This is a genomic window from Edaphobacter aggregans DSM 19364 (genome assembly GCF_000745965.1).
Classification (GTDB): Bacteria; Acidobacteriota; Terriglobia; order Terriglobales; family Acidobacteriaceae; genus Edaphobacter; species Edaphobacter aggregans.
The window spans coordinates 1-1,410 of sequence record NZ_JQKI01000336.1 but is presented as its reverse complement, the minus strand read 5'-3'; the positions used below and the strand labels follow the sequence as shown (position 1 = coordinate 1,410).

1 protein-coding gene and 1 pseudogene are annotated in these 1,410 nt (G+C 57.4%); both read left to right on the top strand.

Going from position 1 to position 1,410, the window contains the following annotated elements; genetic code table 11:
- Positions 1-362 precede the first annotated feature (362 nt).
- A pseudogene (locus Q363_RS45110) lies at positions 363-716 on the top strand (DNA-primase RepB domain-containing protein); the annotation flags it as partial.
- Positions 717-753: 37 nt separating this feature from the next.
- The gene (locus Q363_RS45105) at positions 754-1,023 is read left to right on the top strand and encodes a DNA-primase RepB domain-containing protein (RefSeq protein WP_245632607.1); all 270 of its coding nucleotides are present in this window, start codon (positions 754-756) and stop codon (positions 1,021-1,023) included.
- Positions 1,024-1,410: the final 387 nt, after the last annotated feature.

Sequence of the window (1,410 nt, the reverse complement as noted above, 5' to 3'; positions counted from 1 at the left end):
AGAATTGCCTCCAGATACTTTCATCGGCGCAGGTACAGGCGTTCGCACCGTCCTCCTCATGCTGGACGCATAACCAAGTGCCGCCCGTTTCAGGGTAACGCCGCAACGCGGCCCCTGAAGCGGGCGCAAGGGGACAAACCCCTTCGGTTTTTCCCCTTGAACCACCCATGCAAGAGATAACCGTTTGAGTCGAGGGTTGCATTTGCAACCCCACTAGTCGCAAAAAAATTGCCCCCGATGATGTCAAAAAGCGCCCCTCTCATCTCGCTTAGATAGTAGATGCCAAGACTCGCCCACTCAAAGGTGGGCGGCGGGGCCTTTCCCTCCCCTGCTCCCCTCCCACGGTGAAACACATCTCAAGGATGACTTCGATGGGTAGAACCCAATCCACAATTCGCAATATGCTCACAGCCATAGAGGCACCGTACTACGATGTCGGTGTCCTGAGTGACCGGGGGATGCTTCCGGGACTCGACAGGATTTCAGCCGCGGCGGTCCTAGACAGGCTTTCTCTACTCAAGTACCGCAATGCCCGCGGCTCGCACATCTACATTCGTCCATCGGGCGAGCATCGCTTCACCACTCTCGACGATCTCAACGAGACCTCACTCGGAAGGCTCTCGGCCGACGGCTTCAATCCGTGCGCCCTTGTCCAGACTAGCCCCGGCAACTTCCAGGCGTGGCTCAAGCACGCAAGAGTATTTCCGAAGCTCCTCGGAACTTTCGCCGCGCAGACATTGGCGAGGCGATACGATGCCGACCCCAGCCGCGGCGGACTGGAGGCGGTTTGGGCGGCTTCCCGGCTTTACCAATTCCAAACCCAAATACAGAAAACCGGACGGCCTCTTCCCTTTCGTACGTCTTCACAGCCACACCGGACAGCAGTACCCGATGGCGCAGGCCTTCGAGCAGGCAGGAGATAACGAAGCTCTACGAAATACGGGAGCAGGAACGCGAGGCGAGGCGGTTGCTAAGTTCTTTTTCTCCCCAAAGGGGACCGAGGTTATCGAACCTATCCCTTGAGCGATTCCGAAGCTCAACCAAGTACCAGGACTGTCCCGCCGCCGCAGACATCGCTTTCTGTGTCGCCGCTTTTGCCAATGGCATGACCGAGGACCGGATTGAGCGTGCCCTTGAAGACGACTATCTCTCCCGCGATCCCAGCCCTTCCAAGAGAGCTGCATACATCCGAAGAACTATGGAGAAGGCGAGGAGATGGGCCGAGCGGTAAGCTTCGGTGCTGCCATTCCCTTGTCGTTCTTCCCTATTGCTTTGTGATTGACACTTCAAGTTTCTGACCTTGGTTTTGCTACTCGCGCCATGAGGAGGACATTGAACAGTGCGGCTCCCTTCCGGTTTGCCTTTCTATCTGCGTTCAGCGTGCCGCGCTCAAAACACCCCCGCCCTTCG